The organism is Microbacterium sp. GW821-FHT01D02, assembly GCF_059422585.1.
In genome coordinates this window covers 1,161,474-1,176,829 of the sequence record NZ_JBWKXB010000001.1, presented here as the reverse complement: position 1 = coordinate 1,176,829, position 15,356 = coordinate 1,161,474, and the positions used below count along the sequence as shown (strand labels likewise).

The window sequence follows — 15,356 nt, the reverse complement described above, 5'->3', positions numbered from 1 at the left end:
CGCGTGATGCGGAGCAGGGGGCTTCTCTCGTGCGCGTCAGCCGCGCAGCGCCTCGGAGAGCTTGACCCGCGAGCCCATGCGCAGGAGCGAGTTCTCGTAGATCTTCGCGCCGATCACGATCGCGGCCACGCAGCTCACGAGCAGGATGACCAGGCTCAGCAGCGGCTCCCACCACTGCGCCTCGCCGACGAACAGGCGCATCGGCATGCCGACCGGGGCCGAGAACGGCACGTACGACATGATCGTCAGCACCAGCGGGTTGTCGTTGAACACGATCACCAGGATGTACGGGGCCATGATCAGCATCGTGATCGGAGTGGTCGTGGATCCGATGTCCTCCTGGCGCGACACCATCGAGGCCGCGGCCGCGAACATCGCCGCGAGCAGGATGAAGCCGAACAGGAAGAACACCGCGAACCAGATGATCGGGGCTCCGAGGGTCGTGAGCACCTCGCGTTGACCGGTGACGATCAACCCGATCGTGGCCACCGCCGCGAGGGCGAGGATCTGTCCCATCGCCAGCACCGTGTTGCCGATCACCTTGCCGGCGAGCAGCGTGCGGGCCGGGATCGCGGACAGCAGGACCTCGACCACGCGCGTCTGCTTCTCCTCCACGACGCTCTGCGCGATCGTGCCGCCGAACGTCGCCGCGGCCATCATGAACACGAGGCCGAAGGCGATCGCGATGAAGTAGCGCAGCAGCGGGTTGGTCGTCGCCGGTTCCAGGATGACGACCTCGGGAGAGATCGAGAGTGCCGAGACGATCGAGCCCGGAGCATCCTGCAGGGCGATGATCGTGTAGCCCGAGGGTCCGTCGCCCTCCAGCACCGCGGCGTCGACCTTGTCGTCGCGCACGAGCTTCTCGGCTTCAGCCTGGTCGGCGACCTCGGTCACCTCGACCCCGGGGATGGCCGACACGGCGGACGCGGTCTCGGCGGTCGCGGCGATCGGCGTCGTGTCGGTGTTCTTGCTCGCGAAGCCGCCGAGGATGATGCCGGCGAGCGCGAGCACCAGCAGGATGCCGGTGGAGATCAGGAAGGCCTTGCTGCGGAGCTTCGATCCGATCTCGCGCTCGGCGACGAGCCAGATGCCGTTGGAGCCGCGGGCGGGGGTGGGGGTGCTCACTGGATGACCTCCTTGAAGATCTGCGCGAGGGACGGATGCTTGGGGGCGAAGCTCGCGACATCGCCGCGCTGCACGGCCGACTGCAGCACGCGCTGCGCGGTCTCGGGGCCGTCCGCATCGAACAGCGCGTAGCCGCCCTCGAAGTCGACGACCGTCACGCCGGGCTCGGTGCGGAGCCAGCCGGCGTCTCCGGCCGAGACCAGCTCGTAGCGGTCGCGGGCGTGCTCGGCGCGCAGTGCGTCGCGGGAGCCGGACGCGCGGATCGTGCCTCCGGCGAGGATGACGAGGTCGTCGCACAGGCGCTCGACCACGTCGAGCTGGTGGGAGGAGAAGAGGATCGATGCGCCCTTGGCCGCACTGGACTGCAGCACGCCGGCGACCACGTCGACCGCGAGCGGGTCGAGGCCCGAGAACGGCTCGTCGAGGATGAGCACCTCGGGATCGTGCACGAGCGAGGCGGCGATCTGCGCCCGCTGCTGGTTGCCCAGCGACAGCGACTCGATCGTGTCGTTCAGCCGCTCGCCGAGGCCGAGCTCCGTGAGCAGGGCCGTCGCGCGCTCCGTGGCGTCCGACTTCCCGAAGCCGTGCAGGCGGGCGAGGTAGACGATCTGCTCGAGCACCTTCATCTTCGGGTAGAGGCCGCGCTCCTCCGGCATGTAGCCGAAGCGACGGCGGTCCTCGGCGGTGAGCGGCGCGCCATCCAGCTTCACGCTTCCCCCGTCGGAGGAGAGCAGACCGAGGACGATCCGCATGGTGGTGGTCTTGCCGGCGCCGTTGCCGCCGACGAAGCCCGTCAGGCGCCCGGGGGCGACCGTGAAGGACACGTCGTCGAGCACGCGCCGAGAGCCGTAGCTCTTGGTGATGCCGGAGAGTTCGAGCATTCCTGTCGTCATGTCTCTCACGCTACGACCGGGCCCCTCCCCGGGGCATCCCCCGCACGGCGGACCCCGCGGCATCACCCGCCCGGGGGAGCCCCCGCCTCCTGCCTCCCTCAGGCGTCGAGTGCACGGGATGTCGCCGAGTGCACGGGAGCCCGGCGCATATCCGCCGTGCGCTCGACGAGTACCCGTGCACTCGACGACGGTGACGAGGAGGGGAGGAGGGGAGAGGGGGGAGAGGAGGGAGAGGGGGTCAGGGGCGGGGTGGGCGGAGGACCGTGCGGACCAGGAGGCCGGCGACGAGAGCCCAGAACGCGGCGCTGACGCCGAGCACGGCGATGCCGGATGCGGCCACCAGGAAGGTCACCACGGCGGGGATGCGCTCGCCCGGTTCGTCGATCGCCTGCTGCACCGACGAGCCGAACGCCGCGAACAGCGCGAGACCGGCGACGGCGGGGATCACGGCGGCGGGTGCGAGCACGACGAGAGCGGCGAACGCGGCGGAGAACGCGCCGAGCACGAGGTATGACGCCCCGGTCGAGACGCCGGCCACCCACCGCCGCTTCGGATCGGGGTCGGCATCCGGCGAAGCGGCGAGGGCCGCGCTGATCGCGGCGAGGTTGATGGCGTGCCCGCCCGCGGTGGCTCCGACCGCGGTGCCCAGTCCGGTGACCAGCATGGCCGGACGCCAGGGCACCTCGTAGCCGAAGCTGCGCATGATCGCGATGCCCGGCACGTTCTGGGAGGCCATGGTCACGATGAACAGCGGGAGCGCGAGGCCCACGAGGGCGCCGACCGTGAACGTCGGCGCCGTGAACTCGAGGTGCGGCAGCAGCACGCGCGGATCGAATGCGGCACCCTCACCGATCAGGGAGACCGCGACCACCACGGTCGCGGCCACGAACGCGAGCGGCACCGCCCACCGGGGCGCCAGGCGCGCGAACACCAGCCAGGTGAGCACGACCGGGATCACGCCCCAGGGATTCGTGACGATCCCCGTGATCGGGGCGAGGCACAGCGGCAGCAGCACGCCGGCCAGCATCGCCTGGGCGATCGACGGCGGGATACGGGCGATCAGGGCGCCGAGCGCCGGCCAGAGCGCCGTGAGCAGGATCAGCGCCGCGGTCACCAGGAACGCGCCCACCGCCGCGGACCAGCCGCCGTCGACGGTGCCGGTCGCCACCAGGAGCGCCGCGCCGGGAGTGGACCACGCCACGGTGATCGGCATCCGGTACCGCCAGGCGAGCACCACGCACGCGAGGCCCATCATGAGGCTGACCGCGAGGAGTCCGCTGGCCGCCTGGGGCGCATTCGCCCCGACGGCGTCGAGCCCGGTCAGCACGACCGCGAAGGAACTCGTGAATCCGACGAGGGCCGTGACCACCCCCGCCGTGATCGGGCGGGACAGGGGCGCGGCGTCGGGCATGGCTCCGAGGTTATCGCGGGGTGCCGGTGTGCGGGACGACCCTCACCGTCCGGTCGGCCCACTCGGTGCCGGCTTCGTCCAGGACAGCAGGTAGCGGTAGTAGATCCCGCGGCGGAGGCGGGCGCCGGGGAGCAGGTCGCGGGCGAGGGAGCGGATGTCCGCGATGCTCTCGGTGGGCGCGGCGGTGGGGACGCCGATGTCGCGCGACTCGCGGTGGAGCATCGACCCGAGCCGCGCCCACGGCAGCGCGAGGGCCGACAGGGTCCAGTCCGCGGGCGTGCGGTCGGCGGCGAGTCCGACGATCAGCAGCCTCCCGCCGGGGCGGAGGAGCGTCACGGCCTTCGCCAGCGACGAGCGCGTGTCCATGTGATGCAAGGTCGCGACGAACGTGAGGAGGTCGAACCGTCGGTCGCCCGCGTCGAAGTCCGCGAAGTCGGAGAGGACGACGGTCGCATCCGGGACGTCGCGGAGTCGCGCCCGCGCGCGCTCGGCCGTTCCCGGGTGGGGCTCGATGCCGGTCACGCTGTCGTACCCGGGGGCGAGTCGCTGCAGGAGGAGCCCTTCGCCGCATCCGACGTCGAGGGCATCGCGCCGATATGCGCCCGCGGCGGCCCTGATGATCCACCCGTGGTAAGCCGCGTTGTGGTTCCAGTACTCGCTCACGGCTGTCGTCCTAGGCGAGGCCCATGCGATGCGCGAGGACGACGGCCTGCACCCGGTCGCGGGCGCCGAGCTTCTGCAGGATGCGTGAGACGTGCGTCTTCACGGTCGCCTCGCCGATGAACAGCGCTCGCGCGATCTCGGCGTTGCTCCGGGCATCCGCGAGCAGCGTGAGCACCTCGGCCTCGCGTTCGGTGAGCGGCTCGGCGAGGGACACCTTCGCGACCGGGACGCCCGCCGTCGCGACCGGGACCGATGAGGCCGGGACAGACGCCGGTTGCTCCGCCGTTGTCGCGGCGAAGCGCGCGAGCACCCGCCGGGTCACCTCGGGCGCCAGCATCCCGTCGCCCGCGGCGAGGGCGCGGACGGCGCCGATCAGATCCTCCGCCCCGGCGTTCTTCAGCAGGAAGCCGCTGGCTCCGGCATCCAGCGCCTGGTAGAGGTAGTCGTCGCGGTCGAAGGTCGTCACGATCGCGATGGCCGCGCCGACCGCCGGGTCCGCGACGATGCGCCGGGTCGCCTCGATGCCGTCCATGTCGGGCATCTGCACGTCCATCGTGATGACGTCGGGGAGGAGAACGGATGCCTGTGCCACGGCGTCTGCTCCGGACGACGCCTCGCCGACCACGGTGATGTCGGGCTGGGTGTCGAGGATCGTGCGGAAGCCGGCGCGCAGCAGGGCGTGGTCGTCGACGAGCAGCACGCGGATCGGGGTGCTCATCGGTTCATGCTCGATTCGCTCGCGACGGGAAAGGGCACTCGGGCGCGCACACGCAGGCCGCCGAACGGTCGGGGGGTCACCTCGAGCGTGCCTCCGGAGGCCGCGGCGCGCTCCCGCATTCCCAGCTGGCCGAGCCCGGGCCGCAGCTGGGCGACCGGGCGCCCCGTGTTCACGATCTCGACCTCGACGCCGTCGTCGTCGTAGCGCACGCGGACGTCGGCGGTCGCATCGGGGCCGGCGTGACGGCGGGCGTTCGTCAGCGATTCCTGCGCGATGCGGTAGAGATTCACGGCGATGAGCGACGGGACGGGCGCCGGATCGCCGATCACCGTGTAGGCGGTCGGCAGTCCCGCCTCGGTCGAGGCCTCGACGAGATCGGCGATGTCGTCGAGGGCGAGGGTCGAGGCGGTATCCGTCGTCTCCCCTCCGGGGGTCCGCAGAGTCTCCAGCAGCTGGCGCAGCTCGTGGATCGCGTCGCGCGCGGAGCCCTCGATGCCGGTGAGGATGCGCGCGGACTCGGCCGGATCGCGTTCGAGCACCAGGCGCGCGGCTCCCGCCTGCACGCCCATGACCGAGACGTGGTGGGCGACGACGTCGTGCAGCTCCCTGGCGATGCGCACCCGGTCGAGGGCGACGGCCTGGGCCGCGGTCACCTCGCGCTCGCGCACCAGCTCGGTGGTGCGCTGCTCGAGCACGGCCAGCTGGACGGCTGCCGCCCAGGAGCGCTCGCCGAAGTAGTACGCCCCGCCGAAGTAGAGCACGTTCAGCAGCAGCTGGATGAGCATGAAAGCCACGTAGGGCGACATGGCGCCGGCGATGACGTCCGCCTTGTCGGCCTCGCGGATCGCGTCGCGGTACATGGTGATCAGCAGCCACACGAACATGCTGACGATGATCCCGACGCGGACGATGATCGCGCGTCGGCGGTCGTTCATCCATGCGCCGGCCGTGTAGATGGCGATGAACATCGCGATGTTGCCGACGTAGATCTCCGGGATGCGGATCGTCACGGCGGTGAAGTAGGCGGCCACGACGATGATCGCGACCGTGCCGGGCCACCGGCGTCGGACCGCCAGGGGAGCGCAGACGACGACCGCGTACACGAGGGCGGTCCACAGCGGGGCCTGCTCGTCGCCCCACACCTCGGCGATCGAGGAGAGGCCCGCGCTCAGCACGGCCCCCACGAACATGACCGCCGCGAGCACGATGTCGCTCCGCCGTTCGCGCTCGGTCGGCGTGCGGATGAACGGGGCGGGCATCTTTCCACCGTAGGGCGGAGGCTCCCGGGACCGCATCCCCCGTGCGGCGGATGGATTCATTACTTGCTATTGACAAGCTTGGTTGTTTTTTGCAAGCTTGTGGACATCCAGGAATGACCACTCGGCATCCGGAATCGACAAAGGAGTCATCATGACCAAGGTCTTCGTCAACCTGCCCACCAGCGACCTCGAGCGCGCCAAGGCGTTCTACACGGCGCTCGGCTGCGAGATCAGCCCGCAGTTCACCGACGAGAACGCCGCGTGCATCGTGTGGAGCGAGGACATCTACTTCATGGTCCTCAAGCGCGAGTTCTTCGCCACCTTCACCGACAAGCCGATCGCCGACCCCAACGAGGTCGCCCAGGTGTCGGTGGCGTTCAGCCGGGACTCGCGTGAGGACGTCGACGCGATCCTCGAGAAGGGCCTCGCCGCGGGCGGTGCGGAGCCGAAGCCCGTGCAGGACTACGGGTTCATGTACTCCCGCGACCTCGACGACCCCGACGGCAACTCGCTCGGCTTCCTCTACATGACCCCGGAGGCCGTGGAGAACGGCCCGGATCACGTGGCCGACTCCACGGCATCGGCCTGACGTGGCAGCGCGCAGCTACGGCCAGTACTGCGGTGTGACGACGGCCGTCGAGCTGATCGGGGAGCGGTGGGGTCTGCTCATCGTCCGCGATCTGCTCGTCGGGCCCCGTCGCTACACCGACCTCAAGCAGGGGCTGCCGCGCATTCCGACCAACATCCTGTCCACGCGGCTGAAGGAGCTGCAGGAAGGCGGGGTCGTCCGCCGGGTTCCCCTGCTGAACTGCGGCCTCGTGTACGAGCTCACCCCGTACGGCCGGTCGTTCGAGCCGATCATGCTCGCTCTCGGCCGCTGGGGCTTCCAGGCGATGGGCGATCCGGAGGAGGGTGACGTCGTCACCCCGGACTCGCTCACCATGGCCCTGCGCACGGCGTTCCAGGCGGATGCCGCGGCGGATGCCGAGTACGAGCTGCACGTCGGCGACGTCGCCCTCCGCGCGTCGGTGCGCGACGGCGAGCTCCGTGTCGCGCAGCTCGCGCCTCCGGCGCCACCCGTCGGCGGCCGTCTTCCCGACGGGGAGCCGGATGCGGTGATCGTCGCCGGTCCGGGTATCCGCCGTCTGATCGGCGGCGAGATCACGCCGGCGGAGGCGCTGGCGGAGGACGTCGTCGCCGTCGTCCGCGGGGAGGAATCGCTGCTGGACTCGTTCGCCGACACCTTCCACATCGCACGAATGACAGTAGGGAGCATGACATGAACGACCACACATCCGGTCGCATCCTGATCGACCTCTTCACATCTCTCGACGGTGTGGCACAGGGGCCCGGCGGCACCGACGAGGACACCTCCGGTGGGTTCCGCTTCAGCGGCTGGCAAGCCGGGCATCCGTCGTCCGGCGTCGGCCCCGAGATCGAGAAGGGGATGCGCGGCCTGGATGCGCTGCTGCTCGGGCGGCGCACCTACGACATCTTCGCCTCGTACTGGCCGCATCACACCGAGGGGGAGTCGGGCGACATCGGGACGCTCTTCAACCGGGTGCCGAAGTACGTGGCCTCCCGGGACGCCGACATCGCGCTCGGCTGGGAGGGCAGCACGCGCGTGGGTTCCGACCTGGCCGCCGAGGTGGCCGCGATGCGGGCAGCCCACCGAGAGGTGCACGTGATCGGCAGCATCGACTTCGTGCACACGCTGCTCGCCGAGGGACTGTTCGACGAGCTGAACCTCTGGGTGTACCCGATCCTGCTCGGCGCGGGCAAGAAGGTCTTCGACGACCGTGCCCTGCCGTCGGTGCTGGAACTGCTCCAGGAGCCGATCACCGACGACGGCGGCGTGACGCTGCTCCGCTACGGGCGCACCGATCGGGTGCCGGAGGTCGGGACGTTCGACTGAAACGGGGGGAACTCAGCCGAGGAGCCGCTCGATCATCTGCGCCACACCGTCTTCATCGTTCGAGGCGGTCGTCTCGTCGGCGGCCTCGCGCACGACGGGCTCGGCGCCGGCCATCGCGACACCGCGGCCCGCCCAGCGGAGCATCTCGACGTCGTTGAGCGCATCGCCGAAGGCCACCACGTCGGCGCGGTCGATGCCCAGGTGCTCGCAGAGCCGGGCGAGGCCCGTGGCCTTGGTGACGCCCTCTGCCATGACCTCGACGAAGGGGGCTCCCGAGAGCGTCGCCTCGAAGCCGGTCAGCCCGAGCGACCGCAGCGCGTCGAAGAGCGCGTCCGGGGCGAGTTCCGGATGCCGGATCACGAACTTCAGGCTGGGGGCCGCGAGCACCTGGTCCAGCGGCACACCGCCCATCGTCGCCGGGTCGCGCTTATGGTCGGCGAGCTGGGCGATCGCGGCGTAGCCGTCCTGGGCGACGAACGTCTCGCCGGCATCGCGCACGCTCGCGAACAGCAGCCCCGGGATGCTGGCGCGCAGTGCCTCGGCGAGGGCGCGGATCATATCGGACGGAAGCTCTTCGGCGAACAGCATCCGTCCGTCGTCGAGGCGCACGGCATAGGCGCCGTTGCTGCACAGCGCCCATCCCTCGAATCCGGCGTCGGCCGCGATGGCCCGCAGACCGATCGGCTGCCGTGCCGTGACCGGGACGACGTGGATTCCACGGGCACGGGCCGCGTCGAGTGCCGCCCGCGTGCGCGGGGTGACGGTGGACGTCGAGTCGAGGAGAGTGCCGTCGAGGTCGGTGGCGATCAGTCGGATGGTCATGGCGTTTCGTCTCGTTTCGCTCGCTCAGCGAACGAGTGGGGCGTCAGGAGAAGATCATCGGCATGTCGTCGTCGTCCTCGGTGCCGCCGAAATCGAGGTCGACGACCACCGGGACGTGATCGCTGGGCTGCTCGCCCTTGCGCTCGTCACGGTGGATCGACGCGCCGGTCACGGCCTCGGCCAGCGTGCGCGAGCCCAGGACGAAATCGATGCGGACGCCCTCGTTGCGGGGGAACTTCAGCCGCTGGTAGTCCCAGTAGGTGAAGCCCTCGGGGATGAGCGGGCGGACCACGTCCGTGACCCCGGCGTCCTGGAAGGCGAAGAACGCATCGCGCTCCTGCGGGGAGACGTGCGTGGAACGGCCGATCACGATGTCGGGGTCGCCGTTGTCGACGTCGAACGGGATGATGTTGAAGTCGCCCACCAGGGCGAGCGGAAGGTCGGGGTTCGCCGAGAGCTCGGCAGCCGTCGACTTCTTCAGCTGCTCGAGCCAGTGCAGCTTGTAGAGGTAGTGCGGGTCTTCCAGCGAACGGCCGTTGGGCACGTACAGGCTCCACACGCGCACGCCGTCGACCATCACGCCGAGCGCGCGGGCCTCGAGCGGAGCATCCGGGCCCTCATGACCCTTGGCGAAACCCGGCATCCCGTCGAACGACGTGCGCACGTCGGTGATGGGCAGGCGGCTCGCGATGGCGACACCGTTCCACTGGTTCAGGCCGTGCACCTCGACGTGGTACCCGGCCTCCTCGAACGGGCCGTAGGGGAACTGCTCGGGCTTGCACTTGATCTCCTGCATCGCCAGCACGTCGATGTCCTCGCGGACGGCGAACTCGACGGTACGGGTGACGCGGGTGCGGATGGAGTTGACGTTCCAGGTGGCCAAGCGCATGCGTCCAGCCTAGTTGCGGCATCCGACACGAGCCGCCGCGGACGACCGTGCTCGCGCCTTCTACACTGGATGCCGTGACCGCACTCGACGCAGACCGCCAGACACTCCTCGACCTCATCAAGGACGAGGCGGTGTTCCACGGTGACTTCACCCTCTCCAGCGGCAAGAAGGCGACGTACTACGTCGACATGCGCAAGCTCACACTCGACCACAGGGCGGCCCCGGCGATCGGCCGGATCATGCTCGACCTGATCGGCGACCTCGACGTGGTGGCCGTCGGCGGCCTCACCCTCGGTGCCGACCCGATCGCGAACTCGGTGCTGCACGCCTCGGTCGCGGCCGGTACCCCGCTCGACGCGTTCGTCGTGCGCAAGGAGCCCAAGGACCACGGCCGCGGCCGCCAGATCGAGGGCGCCGACGTCAAGGGCAAGCGCGTCGTCGTGCTCGAAGACACCTCCACCACCGGGCAGTCCGCGCTCAAGGCCGTCGAGGCTCTGCGTCGCGAAGGCGCCGAGATCGTCGCGGTCGCCGTGATCGTCGACCGCAAGACGGGCGCGCGGGCCGCCATCGAAGCCGAGGGTCTCGAATGGCGCGCAGCCTTCGACCTCGACGACCTCGGGCTCGACCCCCAGTGACGCGCCACGCCCTCGCCGTCGACGTCGGCGGCACGAAGATGGAGGCCGCGCTCGTCGCGGAGGACGGTGTGCTCGTCGAGGGCAGCCGCAGTCGCCAGGCGACCGGTCGCGAGGCCACGTTCGCGTCGCTGGACGCCGCGGTCATCGCGATCGTCGAGCACGCGCTCGCGGCGCTCCCCGCGGATGCCGAGCTCGTCGGGGCGGGTATCGGCAGCGCCGGTCCGGTCGACCGGACCGCTGGTGTGATCCTGCCGGTCAACATGCCGCTCGCCCGCGGCTTCGGTCTCACCGAGGCCGTCCACGCCGCCGCATCCACGGTCATGGGCCGTGACGTCCCGACCGTCCTGGGGCACGACGGAGGAGCGCTCGCGCTCGCCGAGTCCTGGCTCGGCGCCACGCAGGGTGCTGGTGCTTCGCTGTCGATCGTCGTGTCGACCGGGGTCGGCGGCGGTTTCGTGGTGAACGGCGCGTACGTCCCCGGAGCCACCGGCAACGCCGGGCACCTCGGCCAGGTCCGCCGTGAGGGCGGCCTCACTCTCGAGGAGATCGCCTCGGGGCCGGCGAGCGCCGCGTGGGCGCAGGCGCAGGGATGGCGCGGAGCCACGGGTGAGGATCTCGCTCGAGACGCGGCGGCGGGCGATGCGATCGCCCGTTCGGCGATCGAACGCTCGGCCCGCGCGGTCGGAGAGGCGCTGGCGGACGCCGCGACCCTCGTCGACCTCGACGTCGTGGCCATCGGCGGCGGCTTCTCGCGCGTGTCTCCGGACTACATCGACCTCGTGCAGCACGCCCTCACCGCGAGCGCCGTGCACGAGTACTCTCGCCGTACGCGGGTGGTGCGATCAGGTCTGGGCGACGAGGGGCCGTTGATCGGCGCCGCCGCCCTCGCCCTCGCCCTCCGCTGACGCGGCGCGCGCGGACGCTCGGTCGTCTCGTCGTCGAGGCGTCAGCGGCTGGCTGTGAGGAGGTGTCGCGGCGGTCCTTCGAGGCGGGCGACGGAGATCTTGAGGTCGGTGACGTCGGCGGCGACGGCGTCGATGCGACTGCTGAGTTTCTCGTCGACGGCGTCGATGCGGGTGCTGAGTTTCTCGTCGACCGCGTCGATGCGGCGGACCATCCAGGCGGCACCGACGAATGTGCTCGTGCCGAGAGTGAGGACGATGCCGATCGCGCTGATGACGATGGTCAGGGTGTCCGTGGCCACGATCTCAGCTCCGTCCGATGGTGAGGAGGTGTCGCGGCGGTCCTTCGAGGCGCGCGACGGAGATCTTGAGGTCGGTGACGTCGGCGGCGACGGCGTCGATGCGGGTGCTGAGCTTGTCGTCGACGGCGTCGATGCGGCGGACCATCCAGGCGGCGCCGACGAACGTGCTCGTGCCGAGAGTGAGGACGATGCCGATCGCGCTGATGACGATGGTCATGGTGTCCGTGGCCACGATCTCAGCTCCGTCCGACGGTGAGGAGGTGTCGCGGGGGTCCTTCGAGGCGGGCGACGGAGATCTTGAGGTCGGTGACGTCGGCGGCGACCGCGTCGATGCGCGAGCTGAGCTTGTCGTCGACCGCGTCGATGCGGGAGCTGAGTTTCTCGTCGACCGCGTCGATGCGCCTGCTGAGATTCTCTTCGACGGCGTCGATCCGGTCGCTGAGCTTCACGTCGACGGCGTCGATCCGGTCGCTGAGCTTGTCGTCCACAGCATCGATGCGGCGGACCATCCAGGCGGCCCCGGCGAACTGGCTCGTGCTCACGGTGAGGACGATGCCGATCGCGCTGATCACGATCGTCATGGTGTCCGTGGTCACGAGTGCTCTCCTTGCCGTGTGCGGGTATGCAGGAGACGCTACGCCGCTTCCGGGGTGGCGATCGCCGGAATTCCGGCATCCGTGGAGAGGTCGCAGACGTCGTGAAATGTGGAGGAGGGGTCAGCTCGTCCTCCGCCCGCGGTGCACGGCGGCGAAGGTGTCGCGGAGCGCCTCCATCGAGCGGTCGTAGTTCGACTGGGCGACCCCGATGAAGATGCAGTCGACCACCATGAGCTGGGCGATCCGGCTTCCCAGCGCGCCGGAGCGGAAGCCCGTCTCGCGAGCCGCGGTCGTCAGCACGATGTCGGCGTGGTCGGCCAGCGGAGCGCCCGCATGGTTCGTGAGGGCGATGGTCGTCGCCCCGGCGCTGCGCGCGAGGAGCAGGAACTCGATCGTGTCGGTGGTCGCACCGCTGTGGGACACCGCGATCGCGACGTTGCCGGGGCCGAGCGTGGCAGCCGAGGTCCAGGCGGCATGCGGGTCGGACCACTCCAGAGCGGTGCGCCCGATGCGGGTGAGCTTGCGCTGCAGGTCGAGCCCCACGATGGAGCTGGCGCCGACGCCGAAGATGTCGACGCGGCTCGACGCGGTGATGGCCTCGACCGAGGCGCGGAGGGACTCGGTGTCGAGCACCTTGGCGGTGTCGGCGAGGGACAGCGTCTCGGCGAGCGAGACCTTGGCGACGATGTCGGCGAGGGTGTCGTCGCGGTCGATGTCTCCGGAGACGGCGGGGAGCGCCGCGGTGTCGAACGTCTCGCGCTCCACGTCGCGCAGCACGTGGTTGCGCAGCTCGCGCACGTGCTCGTAGCCGAGACGCTTGCAGAACCGCACGACCGAGGTGGTCGAGGTGTCGCAGCGCTGCGCGAGCTCGGCTACCGAGAGCCCCGCCGTGCCGGCCGGGTCGGAGAGGAACAGATCGGCGATCCGCTGCTCGCTCGGACGCAGCTCGGGGCGGAGCGCCCGCATGCGGACGAGCACGGGATGCGCGCCGACGGCTTCAGGGGGCATGGGGTCTCCGATCGATGTCTCATACACTAGGGGAACGACTGTTACATCAGAAGCGGTCCGCGTGTACTTTCCATACACATCGAGCGGGCGGCATCGCGAGGAGATCAGGAAGCGATGACCATGGAGGATCTCGGCGGGCTCGCCACGGAAGCGAGCGATCCCCGGTACGCGGAACTCGACCTGATGAGCGTCGCGGAACTCGCGCAGACCATGAACGAAGCGGATGCCACGGTTCCCGCCGCCGTGCAGCGCGCGCTCGGGCAGATCGTGCCGGCGATCGAGGCCACGGCCGCGCGCATGGCGCAGGGGGGACGCCTGGTCTACGTCGGCGCAGGGACCCCCGGCCGCATCGGCGTGCTCGATGCCTCGGAGTGCCCGCCCACGTTCAGCACCCCGCCGGAGCTGGTGTTCGCGATCATGGCCGGCGGCCCCGGGGCGATCGTGAACCCCGTCGAGGGGGCGGAGGACGACGCGGAGGCGGGTGCCGCGGCCATCGACGCCGCGGGGATCGGACCGCTCGACACCGTGATCGGCATCGCGTCGAGCGGGCGCACGCCCTACGTGATCGCCGCCGTCCGCCGAGCCCGCGAGCTCGGCGCGCTCAGCATCGGTCTGTCCTGCAACGCCGGCACCGCCCTCAGCGCAGCGGCCGAGCACGGCATCGAGGTCGAGGTCGGCCCCGAGGTGCTCTCCGGCTCGACCCGGCTCAAGTCCGGCACCGCCCAGAAGCTGGTGCTGAACATGTTCTCGACCATCACGATGGTGCGGAACGGCAAGGCCTACGGCAACCTGATGGTCGACGTGAAGGCCACCAACCACAAGTTGCGCGAGCGGGCGATCCGGATGGTGGAGACCATCGCGGATGTCGACCGCGACACGGCCGTGACCGCACTGGAGGCTGCCGCCTACGACGTGAAGATCGCGTCGATCATGATCCGCCGCGGTGAGGACCTCGCCGCGGCCACCGCACGACTGGACGCGGCCGACGGTCGGCTGCGCACCGCACTGGAGGAGAACTGATGCGTGTCCTCGGACTGATCTCCGGCACCTCGCACGACGGCATCGACGCGGCCGTCGTCGACTTCGCGACCAACGGCGGCTTCACCGCCCACGGCGTGGATCTGCACGGCACAGTGCTCGCGGCCACCAGCGTGCCCTACGCCCCCGAGCTGCGGGCGCGGCTGATCGCCGCCCTTCCGCCCGCACAGACGACGCTCGCCGAGGTGTGCGAGCTCGACACTCTCATCGGGCAGGCGTTCGCGGAGGTCGCGGCCGACATCGCCGCCGAGGTCAGCGGGGTCGACGCAGTGTGCTCGCACGGGCAGACCGTGTACCACTGGGTCGACGGCGCGCACGCCCTGGGCACTCTGCAGATCGGTCAGCCCGCCTGGATCGCCGAGAAGGTCGGCGCCCCCGTGGTGTCGGACATCCGGATCCGCGACATCACGGCCGGCGGACACGGCGCCCCGCTGGTGTCGTTCCTCGACGAGCTGCTGCTGCGCTCGCGCGCCGGCGTCTCCGCCGCCCTCAACCTCGGCGGCATCTCGAACATGACCGTGGTGCGCGAAGACGGCCTCGTCGCCTACGACATCGGTCCGGCGAACGCGCTGGTGGATGCCGTCATCGTGGAGCACGGCCTCAACCCGCTCGGCTACGACGACGACGCCGCGATCGCCCGCACCGGGCAGGTCGACGAGGCGCTGCTGACGGCTCTGCTCGAGGACCCGTACTACGCCCTCACTCCGCCCAAGAGCACGGGCAAGGAGCACTTCCACCTCCGCTACGTGCACGAGCACCTCGCCGCGCAGGGCCGGGAGATCCCGGTCGCCGACGTCGTGCGCACCCTCACCGAGCTCACGGTCCGCACGGTCGCGCGCGACGTCGAGGCCGCGGGCATCGGGTTCCTGGCCGTGTCGGGCGGCGGATGCCGCAACCCGCTGATCCTCGACGGACTGCGCGCCGCCCTCCCCTCGACCGAGGTCGTGCTGGCCGACGAGCTGGGCGCCGCTGCCGACAGCAAGGAGGCGATCCTCCTCGCGCTCATCGGCTGGTCGACGCTGCACGGCGTCCCGGCGATCGTCCCCGGCGGCACGGGTGCGCGCGAACCGCGGATCCTCGGCACCATCACTCCCGGTGTCGGACCGCTGGAGATGCCCGAGCCGGTCGCGTCGATCGACTCCCTGGTGCTGACGGAGGCCTGACCGCCACGGGGCCGGCG

Annotated in this window: 19 protein-coding genes; 7 read left to right on the top strand and 12 right to left on the bottom strand. The window is 70.6% G+C overall.

The genetic code is table 11. The features are described from left to right. Positions 1–36: 36 nt before the first annotated feature. The 6 genes from AC07VM_RS05820 to AC07VM_RS05795 form a co-directional block, all read right to left on the bottom strand. On the bottom strand, positions 37–1,125 hold the full coding sequence (locus tag AC07VM_RS05820; RefSeq protein ID WP_267416230.1) for an ABC transporter permease: 1,089 nt from the start codon (positions 1,123–1,125) through the stop codon (positions 37–39). Next, positions 1,122–2,006: an ABC transporter ATP-binding protein gene (locus AC07VM_RS05815; RefSeq protein ID WP_494910750.1), complete on the bottom strand. Its 885-nt coding sequence runs from the start codon at positions 2,004–2,006 to the stop codon at positions 1,122–1,124. Before AC07VM_RS05815 ends, AC07VM_RS05820 begins: the two co-directional genes overlap by 4 nt. 250 nt (positions 2,007–2,256) lie before the next feature. Then, on the bottom strand, positions 2,257–3,429 hold the full coding sequence (locus AC07VM_RS05810; RefSeq protein ID WP_494910344.1) for a benzoate/H(+) symporter BenE family transporter: 1,173 nt from the start codon (positions 3,427–3,429) through the stop codon (positions 2,257–2,259). Positions 3,430–3,471: 42 nt separating this feature from the next. Then, entirely contained in the window at positions 3,472–4,092 is a 621-nt protein-coding gene (locus AC07VM_RS05805) for a class I SAM-dependent methyltransferase (protein WP_494910343.1), read from the bottom strand. A 10-nt stretch (positions 4,093–4,102) separates the two neighbouring features. Further along, positions 4,103–4,810, bottom strand: a complete 708-nt coding sequence (locus tag AC07VM_RS05800; RefSeq protein ID WP_494910342.1) for a response regulator — start codon at positions 4,808–4,810, stop codon at positions 4,103–4,105. Next, complete coding sequence (locus tag AC07VM_RS05795; RefSeq protein ID WP_494910341.1) at positions 4,807–6,069, bottom strand: sensor histidine kinase; 1,263 nt, start codon at positions 6,067–6,069, stop codon at positions 4,807–4,809. Before AC07VM_RS05795 ends, AC07VM_RS05800 begins: the two co-directional genes overlap by 4 nt. Positions 6,070–6,220: 151 nt before the next feature. Between AC07VM_RS05795 and AC07VM_RS05790 the strand changes: the two genes are divergently transcribed. Genes AC07VM_RS05790 through AC07VM_RS05780 form a run of 3 tightly spaced genes read left to right on the top strand, consistent with a single transcriptional unit; the run spans position 6,221 to position 7,984 of the window. Continuing rightward, entirely contained in the window at positions 6,221–6,658 is a 438-nt protein-coding gene (locus tag AC07VM_RS05790; RefSeq protein WP_267416225.1) for a VOC family protein, read from the top strand. A gap of 1 nt (position 6,659) precedes the next feature. Beyond that, on the top strand, positions 6,660–7,352 hold the full coding sequence (locus AC07VM_RS05785; RefSeq protein WP_494910340.1) for a winged helix-turn-helix transcriptional regulator: 693 nt from the start codon (positions 6,660–6,662) through the stop codon (positions 7,350–7,352). Next, on the top strand, positions 7,349–7,984 hold the full coding sequence (locus AC07VM_RS05780) for a dihydrofolate reductase family protein (protein ID WP_494910339.1): 636 nt from the start codon (positions 7,349–7,351) through the stop codon (positions 7,982–7,984). The genes AC07VM_RS05785 and AC07VM_RS05780 overlap by 4 nt, the downstream gene beginning before the upstream one ends. Positions 7,985–7,996: 12 nt before the next feature. Here AC07VM_RS05780 and AC07VM_RS05775 read toward each other — a convergent pair whose 3' ends face one another. Further along, complete coding sequence (locus AC07VM_RS05775) at positions 7,997–8,806, bottom strand: Cof-type HAD-IIB family hydrolase (RefSeq protein WP_494910338.1); 810 nt, start codon at positions 8,804–8,806, stop codon at positions 7,997–7,999. A gap of 43 nt (positions 8,807–8,849) precedes the next feature. Next, on the bottom strand, positions 8,850–9,695 hold the full coding sequence (locus AC07VM_RS05770; RefSeq protein ID WP_494910337.1) for an exodeoxyribonuclease III: 846 nt from the start codon (positions 9,693–9,695) through the stop codon (positions 8,850–8,852). A 74-nt stretch (positions 9,696–9,769) separates the two neighbouring features. Here AC07VM_RS05770 and pyrE point away from each other — a divergent pair, with 74 nt between their 5' ends. Both pyrE and AC07VM_RS05760 read left to right on the top strand, forming a co-directional pair. Next, positions 9,770–10,330 carry an orotate phosphoribosyltransferase gene (gene pyrE / locus AC07VM_RS05765; protein WP_494910336.1) on the top strand — a complete coding sequence of 187 codons (561 nt, stop codon included), beginning with the start codon at positions 9,770–9,772 and terminating at the stop codon, positions 10,328–10,330. Further along, positions 10,327–11,235, top strand: a complete 909-nt coding sequence (locus tag AC07VM_RS05760; RefSeq protein ID WP_494910335.1) for an ROK family protein — start codon at positions 10,327–10,329, stop codon at positions 11,233–11,235. Before pyrE ends, AC07VM_RS05760 begins: the two co-directional genes overlap by 4 nt. Positions 11,236–11,276: 41 nt before the next feature. Here AC07VM_RS05760 and AC07VM_RS05755 read toward each other — a convergent pair whose 3' ends face one another. The 4 genes from AC07VM_RS05755 to AC07VM_RS05740 all read right to left on the bottom strand — a co-directional run bounded on the left by AC07VM_RS05755 (position 11,277) and on the right by AC07VM_RS05740 (position 13,138). Further along, on the bottom strand, positions 11,277–11,534 hold the full coding sequence (locus tag AC07VM_RS05755; RefSeq protein ID WP_494910334.1) for a hypothetical protein: 258 nt from the start codon (positions 11,532–11,534) through the stop codon (positions 11,277–11,279). 4 nt (positions 11,535–11,538) lie between these two features. Next, positions 11,539–11,766: a hypothetical protein gene (locus AC07VM_RS05750; RefSeq protein ID WP_494910333.1), complete on the bottom strand. Its 228-nt coding sequence runs from the start codon at positions 11,764–11,766 to the stop codon at positions 11,539–11,541. 4 nt (positions 11,767–11,770) lie between these two features. Beyond that, positions 11,771–12,130 (bottom strand): hypothetical protein, encoded by a 360-nt coding sequence (locus AC07VM_RS05745; protein ID WP_494910332.1) that lies wholly within the window; start codon positions 12,128–12,130, stop codon positions 11,771–11,773. Positions 12,131–12,250: 120 nt separating this feature from the next. Beyond that, positions 12,251–13,138, bottom strand: a complete 888-nt coding sequence (locus AC07VM_RS05740) for a MurR/RpiR family transcriptional regulator (RefSeq protein ID WP_494910331.1) — start codon at positions 13,136–13,138, stop codon at positions 12,251–12,253. 114 nt (positions 13,139–13,252) lie between these two features. On the opposite strand from AC07VM_RS05740, the gene murQ reads away from it, so the two are divergent. Both murQ and AC07VM_RS05730 read left to right on the top strand, forming a co-directional pair. Beyond that, on the top strand, positions 13,253–14,158 hold the full coding sequence (murQ, locus tag AC07VM_RS05735; RefSeq protein ID WP_494910330.1) for an N-acetylmuramic acid 6-phosphate etherase: 906 nt from the start codon (positions 13,253–13,255) through the stop codon (positions 14,156–14,158). Continuing rightward, the gene (locus tag AC07VM_RS05730) at positions 14,158–15,339 is read left to right on the top strand and encodes an anhydro-N-acetylmuramic acid kinase (protein ID WP_494910329.1); all 1,182 of its coding nucleotides are present in this window, start codon (positions 14,158–14,160) and stop codon (positions 15,337–15,339) included. Before murQ ends, AC07VM_RS05730 begins: the two co-directional genes overlap by 1 nt. Positions 15,340–15,356: the final 17 nt, after the last annotated feature.